The following is an 8,506-nucleotide window of genomic DNA, read 5'->3' as shown; positions in this document are numbered from 1 at the left end:
TCTAAGTGTAATAATAACGAATTTGATACCGGTGAAATAAGAGTTTCGGGTGGCTTTTGGTCAAGAATTTTTGATGTTCAAAATAAAAAGTACACCGCTGTGACATGCAGTCGATGTAGTTTTACTGAATTTTATAAAGGTTCATCATCAACACTTGGTAACGTATTTGATTTCTTTACTGGGTAATCGAAGCTTAAAAAGCACTTTAACTGAAATGTAAACCGATCAGTTCAAGAGATACCTCCTCATTAAGGTGAGGAGGTTAAATGCTTAAACACACCTAAGCGATAATTCACCTTATTAAATGTAGGTGGACCTTTAGATATACACCAACTAATAGCAGTTAAACAAAATCTATTACACGCACTAATAATAAGCTTCAATAACAGACCATAAGGCTTGGATGAATTTATTTTTATGATTTTTCATCTAACATCCTTATATTTTAAATATCTAATTTTAGGTAGCTTTTTTCACAAACTTTGCTGTTACCATCATTTCGCCAATGCCTTCTACTTTACAATCAAGTTCGTGATCTTTTTTATCAAGCACTCTTCTAACTACCGCTTTGGTGCCAATTTTAATTACTTGCGAGCTGCCTTTAATTTTTAAATCTTTGGCTACTGTCACTTTGTCACCATCATTTAGCAAAGTGCCATTGGCATCTTTAACTAAAATTGCGTCTTCATCGCTTGTATTATTAGGGTTCCACTCATGGGCGCACTCGGGGCAAACAAGCAGTTGTTGGTCCTCGTAAACATATTCACATTGGCATTTTGGGCAAGCAGGCAGCGACACTTTTAACTCTCATAAGGTACTGTTTTGCGTATTTTAATCTGCGTTATTAGTTAATCAATATTTTTTATCTTCACGCTAAAAATATCTCGTTTGTGCGTTTTTAAAAAAGGGCATATAAAGCACATGTCGCTTAAGCAATTTAAGCGCTAACTCGTACAGTAGGTACCTGTTAAAGCACCCATCATATTAAGTGATTCGCGCAATGCCCACTTAGTACGATGGGTGTTTCTATTTATAATGCTTAGTATTTTACTAAGCATGCTTTTTATATTTTGACTTAACTAGGAAAAGTCGTGTTTAAAACCTTAATTGTGGTTGATAACAACGAGCAAACGCTTGCTCAATCGTTCGAAAATGTAATTACGTTTAATACCTATTTACGTGATTACCCAAAACATAACGAACCAAAAACACGCATTATTAATCTGTGCGACTCAAGCCAATACTTGAGCAAAGGTTACTATTGCTCGTTACTTGCAGAGGCGCGCAAGCACCAAGTTTTACCCAGTGTAAAAACCATTAATGCTCTTCGTAGTGGCCAAGCACCTATGTTAAATGTGGGCCAAATAGATGGCACACTTTACTTTGGCAATGCCCAAAATGATTTACAATCAAAAGCAGCAAAGTCGGTATTTAAACAATACCCAGCGCCTATTTTATTTGTTGATGAGCAAGGCTTATTACAACAAGGCTCGATGTCGTCTTTAAGCGAGCAACAGTACAGCGAATTTGTAGCCAAGCTAGATAACTTTACTAAAACGCAGTGGCGTATTAGTTCGGTACAACGTCGTTTTAGATGGGACATGGCAATACTTGTTGATCATAACGAAAAAGTACCACCGAGTGATAAAGACGCCATTGCACGTTTTATTAAAGCAGCGGCTAAACATGGTATTAATGCACAAGCATTAAGCTTTGACGAAATTGATAACATAGCCCAGTTTGATGCGTTATTTATTCGCCAAACTACAGCGATTGACCATCCAACGTATCGCCTTGCAAGCAAAGCGCAAAGCCTTGGTTTAGTGGTTATTGACGATGCTGAGTCTATTTTACGTTGTTGTAATAAAGTGTATTTACACGATGCGTTTAATTACCAAAAAGTGCCAAGTTTAAAAACGGTTGTAGTGGCTGATCAAGCAAATGAAACGCTTGAGCAATTAGAAGAAGCGTTTATGTATCCGCTTGTTTTAAAAATGCCTGAAGGGTCGTTCTCAAAAGGTGTATTTAAAGTTTCAAACCGTGATGAGCTTGCCGCTAAGCTTACAGAGCTGTTTGAGTTTAGCGCATTAGTGCTTGCACAAGAGTACATGTATACCGAATACGATTGGCGAGTGGGTGTGTTAAATGGCCGTGCAATTTATGCATGCCGCTATTTAATGGCGCGTAACCATTGGCAAATTTATAACCACGACGCTAAACGGTTTTTCTCTGGTGGCTTTGAAACCTTGCCAACCTTTGAGTTACCAAAAGCGGTATTAGATGCAGCATTAAAAGCATGTAAAACAGTGGGTAGGGGTTTATATGGCGTAGATGTTAAAGAGCATCAAGGCAAAGCATACGTGCTTGAAGTAAACGATAACCCAAGTATTGATCACAAAGTAGAAGACGGCTATTTAGGCGATGAGCTATACATGATCATTATGGATGAGTTTAAACAACGCTTAGAAGCACGAGGCCGTGGGTAATAACATGAGCAACCTTGTTATTCGAAAGGCGCTTAGCAGTGATTTAAACGCACTGATTGACGTTGAAAACGCCTGCTTTAATAACGATAAATTGAGCCCGCGCAGTCTAAAACGCTGGCTAAGTGCAAAACACGGTATTTTACTCGTTGCAGAAAGTGGCGAGCAAATATGCGGCTATGGGCTAGTATGGTGCCATAAAGGGACTCGCTTAGCGCGTTTATATTCGCTTGCTGTAAAACCCACAATGCAAGGTAAGGGGATTGCAAAAGCACTGCTTACTAGCCTAGAAAAAGAAACGTGTGAGCGGGCTCGTATTTACCTTCGTTTAGAAGTGGCTGTAAATAACGAAGGTGCGATTGGGCTTTATAAAAGCTTAGGCTACAGAGTATTTGGTCAATATAGCGATTATTACGACGACCACAGTGACGCACTACGAATGCAAAAAAACATTCGACAAACGAGTGAGTTAAAAGTGGCGCGTTTAACGCCGTGGTATCAGCAAACTACCGAGTTTACGTGCGGACCTGCTGCACTATTAATGGCAATGGGCGCACTTGAGCCTACTACTGAGCTTAGCCAATCACATGAGCTGGCACTTTGGCGTGAAGGTACCACCATTTTTATGACATCGGGTCATGGAGGGTGCCATCCATTTGGTTTGGCACTTGCCGCTAATAAGCGTGGTTTTAAAAGCGAAGTAATGGTTAATACCACCGAGCCTTTGTTTTTAGATGGCGTACGCAACGAGAACAAAAAAGTGGTACTTGCCACCGTGCATCAACAATTTGTAGATGGTATTGCACAGGCAAATATACCGCTTACACATAAAGATGTAGAGCTTGAGCATATTGAGCAGTGGTTAAGTAAAGGCTTTAGTGTGCTGTTATTAATTAGCACATATAGTTTTGATGGTAAAAAATCGCCACATTGGGTGTGTGTAACGCACCTTGATGAGCACTGCGTGTATGTTCACGATCCGTTTTGTGAGCCCGGTAACGATAAACAGCTCGCAATAGATTGCCAGTATGTACCTATTGCACGAAGTGATTTTAGTAAAATGTCAGCGTTTGGTAGCCAACGTTTAAGAACGGCGGTGGCTATAGCTAATAAAATATAAGGTTAACAGTGACTTTTTTAGATTTAATTGATGTAGCCCCGTATTCGTGGGCAGCTATTGGTACTGCGGCTTTTTGCGGTGCCATTATTGGTATAGAGCGCCAGTTGCGCGGCAAACCTGTAGGCATTCGTACCTCTGCGTTAATAACCTTGGGTACGTATTTGTTTTTATCCACTGCGTTTAATTTACAAGGGGATGTAATAGATCACTCTCGTGTAGTTGGGCAAATAATTACAGGTATCGGCTTTTTAGGGGCTGGCGTTATGCTCGCAAAAGATGGTGCGGTAGTTGGCGTTACATCAGCTGCAACCATCTGGGTGCTTGCATCAATAGGCGTTATGATAGCGACCGAAAACCTTGGCGCTGCAATAAAACTTTCGGTTCTGGTGGTCGGTATTTTATACGGTGTAGACGTACTCGAAGCTAAATTTAAAAGCTTAAGCAAAGGCGTTCACACTAAAGTAAAAAACTATCAAAAGCGCTATTATCGAAAAGAATTTAACGACACAGAACGCCACTAAAAGTGGCGTTTTTTAATTAGAGCGTAATTGTTTGATATTGGATGGCATCTTTAATAGGAGCTGGGCGCCCAATAAAATAGCCTTGCACGTTATCAACGCCTAGTTTTCTGAGTGTGTTTAATTCATCTTGATTTTCTATACCCTCAGCTACAATTGAGCAATTAATAGCTTTAACAAATCCGCATAGTGCTTTAGCTAATAAAAACTTCCTACGGTCTGTGTTTATATTTTGAGTGAGGCTTATGTCTAACTTAATGATATCAGCCTCTAATTCTAAAATATGCTGAAAAGATGAAAATCCAGCACCTACATCATCGATAGCTAGCTTTACACCCCGGTTTCTTAATGGTCGAAGTGCGGTTCTCATAGCTTGGTAGTCTAAAATAGGTGAATGTTCAGTCACTTCTAAAATTATTCTATTACAATCGATGCTTTGTAATACTTTGTCTATTGAGCCTGATAAAATATGCTGAGGTGAAGTATTTATAGTGATATAAGCTTTTTCATCAAATTGATCTAAGCAATGTAATGTATTTTGTATAGCAAGTATTTCTAATGCTTCTCCTAAACCTAGCTTTTCAGCATCTTTAAACCAAATATCAGGTGTTTTATAGGGTTCAATAAAAAAGCGTGACAGAGATTCATAACCCGAAAGTTGGTTGGTTGATAAATTAAATATGGGCTGAAAATAAATCGTAATATCGTTTGTTTTTATAATATTTTCAATAAGCGACTTTGACTCATTATTTAAAATGTCAGATTGAACTTTTTTTTCGATTAACTCAGTAGCTATTTCAGAAATCAGTCTAAGAAATGACAAATCTCTGTCGTTCAAGGTATTGTCTAATACGGTTTTATAACAGCAAAAAGTTCCATAAATCTTTCCGGTGGATAAGATAATGGGTACACCAATATAAGAGCCAATATTTAGCTTTTCTGTGACTGGCATGTTGCGGGTTATTGGGTGCTCAAGAGTATTAGGGATTATTTGTTCTAGCTCGTTATCGGATATTTTTTTACAGTAAGTTTCGCAAATTGGATCTGAATTACCTACTGATACGCAGGTATTTGTAGTTTGGTTATCTACCACTTTAAAAACGCGATCAGTATTGGTGAATTCTGAAATAAACGCGACTTCCATACTCAAATGTTTTCGTACAAGTGAAAGTAACTTTAATAACTTTGATTCAATAGAAGCATCGCTTTGTGGATCAAAAAGGTGCTTACTAAGTTTATCTCTCATGCAGTTACCTTGGTATAGCGTAAATTATATTATTGATAAGAGTATAATTTATGTATAAAAAAATGCCAATTTAGAGTGTCGTCGCTGGTTATCCAAATAACTTTCGTCTAACTACTTTTCTATAACCACTAGGTGTTTGGCTTAATACTTTTTTAAACACGCGTGTTAAATGACCTTGGTCGTTATATCCCACTTCTAAAGCCACTTCTTGAATTGATAAATTTGATGATGCTAATAACTCCTTCGCACCTTCTACGCGTAATTGTTGCCAATACTCAATAGGGCTTTGATTAGTGGCGGCTCTAAAACGGCGGGTAAAAGTACGGTAGCTCAAGCTAAATTGGGCAGCGACTTCTTGCAAGTTTAGCTCGGTGGCTAAATTTGTTTTTAGCCAAAACTGAATTTGCGCAATTAGCTCGTCGGGGTGACGGTCAACTGCACCTTCTAAGTAGCGTTGATCTTCGTAGGGTTTACGTATTTCGTGCGAAAAGTTTCGCTCTACATGTTGAGCGGCGGCTTTTCCATAGTACTGACTAATAATATGTACGATCACATCTGCAAGGGCATTAAGGCTTGCTACGGTGTACATGCGTTCTGACTGGGTTATAAAAAAGTCGGGTTTTAAACGCACTAACGGGTAGTCGTGGCTAAATTGATTGGCGTAGTGCCAATGGGTTGTAGCAGGGTGCCCATCAAGTAAGCCAGCCTCAGCTACTAAGCAGTTGCCAGTGCCTACACCAATTATATGACTGCCTGCGCTAAAGCTCTCGCTTAGCCAATCAACTACGCCTTGATTTGTACGCACTACAGGGCGCGGGTTTCGCCAAATTCCGGGCACTATAATTAAATCACTGTAGGGGGCGTTAGTTGTTATGCAATCAGGAATTATCGCAAGGCCTGCGCGAGTAGCTATAGATTCAGCATTTTTAGCCACTAAATTTATAGCAAGCGGTCTAAAGCTTTGCTTATCAATATGGCCTTTAGCAAAGGCCTCGCCGGCTCTTAACATCTCAATAGGCAGCGTTAAACTGGTAACTAATAAATGCGGATATACCGCTATAGCAATGTTTAGTGGTGGATTAGTGTTTTTTTCAGTCATATAAATGCTCCGACCAGTACATTTTGGCCTTTTGTGCTGAATATTTGGCTATTAAAGCACAATGCATAGTGCATAATCCATTTAAACTGCCTCTTCTTCTAATAACACGTTTTTTAAAGGTAAATTATGACTGCATTACCCGTTATAGTAGGCATGGGTGGCATTAACGCCGCTGGCCGTACTTCTTTTCATCAAGGTTATCGCCGTATCGTGTTAGATAGTTTAAATGCTCAAGATCGCAGTGAAACATTTTTAGGCCTCGCCACACTGATGAATCTAGTAAGTGTTGTAAACGGCCAATTACAAGATACTCAAGGTAATAATGTTGAGCAAAGCGACATAGAAGCACGTTTTGGTGAGCAAATTATTGCTGGTACGCTTATTCGTAAAATTGAAAAAGAACACTTTGATGCCGATGCCACACCGTGGCAGCAAAAAATGACGCTAAACGCATCAAGCGATAACGCAATTGTGTTTGAAACGCGCGCTCGCGACTTACCTACACCTGTTCCAGCTAGCTGGCAAGTTGAAGAACTTGAAGGCAAAAAAGTAAAAGTAACTATTGCAGCCGACTTAGATGTTAAGCATGACTCAACACGTGATAATCCAATTAAATCTGCAGGGCAATTCCCGACTGGGTTTGATCCGTCTGTTATGTATAACAGCCGCTATCAGCCTCGTGGTTTGCAAGCTACTATTTTTGCAGCTACCGATGCTATTAAATCAACAGGGCTTGATTGGCAGCATATTATGAATAGCGTAGAGCCAGATAAAATTGGTACCTATTCAGCATCGGTAATTGGCCAAATGGACGACAAAGGCCTAGGCGGTTTAGTAAAGGCGCGCCAACAAGGCGACCGTGTTAGTACTAAGCAGTTAGCACTGGGTTTAAATACAATGTCGACCGACTTTATTAACGCGTATGTTACGGGCAATGTAGGGACTACGTTTTCGACCTCGGGGGCCTGTGCTACGTTTTTATACAACTTACGTGCAGCGGTTAACGACATACAGGCAGGGCGTACACGCGTTGCGGTTGTCGCAAGTGTTGAGTGTGCTATTACACCAGAAGTGATTGAAGGCTTTGGTAACATGAGCGCACTTGCAAATGTTGAAGGTTTGCGCCGTTTAGATAACTTATCAAGTGATGAAGAACCAGATTATCGCAAAAGTAGCCGACCATTTGGCGACAACTGCGGCTTTACATTAGGTGAAGGCGCACAAGTTGCTATTTTAATGGACGATGCTTTAGCCCTTGAACTAGGCGCCGACATTATGGGCTGCGTACCGGATGTATTTGTAAATGCAGATGGCATAAAAAAATCAATTACGTCACCTGGCCCTGGTAACTATATTACCATGGCTAAATCGGCTGCTTTAGCAACGAGCCTTTTAGGCAAAAAAGCCTTGCAAGAACGTAGCTTTATTTTAGCGCATGGCTCAAGTACACCGTTAAACCGCGTAACAGAGTCGTTGATATATCACAAAGTGGCACAAACGTTCGCTATTGATAATTGGAAAGTGACAGCGCCAAAAGCCTATGTTGGTCATACTATAGCTCCTGCAAGTGGCGACCAATTAGCGATAGCTTTAGGTGTATTTAGCCATAATATTATGCCGGGTATTACCACAATTGATAAAGTGGCTGATGATGTTTACACCGATCATCTTGATATTCGTAATAGCCATTACGAATGCGCCAATATGGATATTGCTTTTATAAATTCAAAAGGCTTTGGCGGTAACAATGCAACAGCTACCGTACTTTCACCAAAAGTAACAATGCAAATGCTCGCTAAGCGCCATGGCGATGAAGTTATGAGTAGTTACGCGCAGAAAAACGTGGCAATTAAAGCCGCGCAACAAACGTATCAAGCTCAAGCTGATTTAGGCCAATATGAGCTTATTTACCGCTTTGGCGACGGACTTATTGACGACAACGACATTGTAATAGACGAGCAAAGTATTCAGTTACCTGGCTTTGAAAAAGCAATTACATTTAGCACAACAAATTCCTATCAAGATATGTTTTAAGCACAC

General features: G+C 40.0%; 8 protein-coding genes. 5 read left to right on the top strand and 3 right to left on the bottom strand.

Annotated elements, in window-relative coordinates:
* A partial coding sequence (locus CXF89_RS12975; RefSeq protein ID WP_121954838.1) for a zinc ribbon domain-containing protein occupies nucleotides 1-186 on the top strand: 186 nt, incomplete at its 5' end.
* Nucleotides 187-459: 273 nt separating this feature from the next.
* On the opposite strand, the gene CXF89_RS12970 is transcribed toward CXF89_RS12975, so the two are convergent.
* A complete protein-coding gene (locus CXF89_RS12970) occupies nucleotides 460-798 on the bottom strand; it encodes a zinc ribbon domain-containing protein YjdM (RefSeq protein ID WP_010555058.1) in 339 nt (112 codons plus the stop codon).
* A 293-nt stretch (nucleotides 799-1,091) separates the two neighbouring features.
* Here CXF89_RS12970 and CXF89_RS12965 point away from each other — a divergent pair, with 293 nt between their 5' ends.
* The 3 genes from CXF89_RS12965 to CXF89_RS12955 are packed head-to-tail and all read left to right on the top strand — an operon-like array spanning nucleotide 1,092 to nucleotide 4,124.
* Nucleotides 1,092-2,486: a RimK family protein gene (locus CXF89_RS12965; RefSeq protein WP_121954837.1), complete on the top strand. Its 1,395-nt coding sequence runs from the start codon at nucleotides 1,092-1,094 to the stop codon at nucleotides 2,484-2,486.
* A gap of 4 nt (nucleotides 2,487-2,490) precedes the next feature.
* Nucleotides 2,491-3,603 (top strand): GNAT family N-acetyltransferase/peptidase C39 family protein, encoded by a 1,113-nt coding sequence (locus tag CXF89_RS12960; protein ID WP_121954840.1) that lies wholly within the window; start codon nucleotides 2,491-2,493, stop codon nucleotides 3,601-3,603.
* A gap of 8 nt (nucleotides 3,604-3,611) precedes the next feature.
* A complete protein-coding gene (locus CXF89_RS12955) occupies nucleotides 3,612-4,124 on the top strand; it encodes an MgtC/SapB family protein (protein WP_007582656.1) in 513 nt (170 codons plus the stop codon).
* A gap of 16 nt (nucleotides 4,125-4,140) precedes the next feature.
* Here CXF89_RS12955 and CXF89_RS12950 read toward each other — a convergent pair whose 3' ends face one another.
* Together CXF89_RS12950 and CXF89_RS12945 are read right to left on the bottom strand one after the other, a co-directional pair.
* Nucleotides 4,141-5,367 carry a sensor domain-containing phosphodiesterase gene (locus CXF89_RS12950; RefSeq protein WP_121954836.1) on the bottom strand — a complete coding sequence of 409 codons (1,227 nt, stop codon included), beginning with the start codon at nucleotides 5,365-5,367 and terminating at the stop codon, nucleotides 4,141-4,143.
* 88 nt (nucleotides 5,368-5,455) lie between these two features.
* Nucleotides 5,456-6,466: a GlxA family transcriptional regulator gene (locus CXF89_RS12945; RefSeq protein WP_121954835.1), complete on the bottom strand. Its 1,011-nt coding sequence runs from the start codon at nucleotides 6,464-6,466 to the stop codon at nucleotides 5,456-5,458.
* 126 nt (nucleotides 6,467-6,592) lie between these two features.
* On the opposite strand from CXF89_RS12945, the gene CXF89_RS12940 reads away from it, so the two are divergent.
* A complete protein-coding gene (locus CXF89_RS12940; RefSeq protein WP_121954834.1) occupies nucleotides 6,593-8,500 on the top strand; it encodes a beta-ketoacyl synthase in 1,908 nt (635 codons plus the stop codon).
* Nucleotides 8,501-8,506: the final 6 nt, after the last annotated feature.

Origin of the sequence: Pseudoalteromonas sp. MelDa3, from assembly GCF_002863625.1 — a bacterium.
In the GTDB taxonomy this organism is placed as follows: domain Bacteria; phylum Pseudomonadota; class Gammaproteobacteria; order Enterobacterales; family Alteromonadaceae; genus Pseudoalteromonas; species Pseudoalteromonas arctica.
This window is presented reverse-complemented; position numbering and strand designations above follow the sequence as displayed.

Excerpts from the sequence above, each read along its gene's own strand:
- CXF89_RS12960 (WP_121954840.1), top strand. The coding sequence starts at position 2,491 with ATGAGCAACCTTGTTATTCGAAAGGCGCTTAGCAGTGATTTAAACGCA.
- CXF89_RS12950 (WP_121954836.1), bottom strand. The coding sequence starts at position 5,367 with ATGAGAGATAAACTTAGTAAGCACCTTTTTGATCCACAAAGCGATGCT.
- CXF89_RS12945 (WP_121954835.1), bottom strand. The coding sequence starts at position 6,466 with ATGACTGAAAAAAACACTAATCCACCACTAAACATTGCTATAGCGGTA.
- CXF89_RS12940 (WP_121954834.1), top strand. The coding sequence starts at position 6,593 with ATGACTGCATTACCCGTTATAGTAGGCATGGGTGGCATTAACGCCGCT.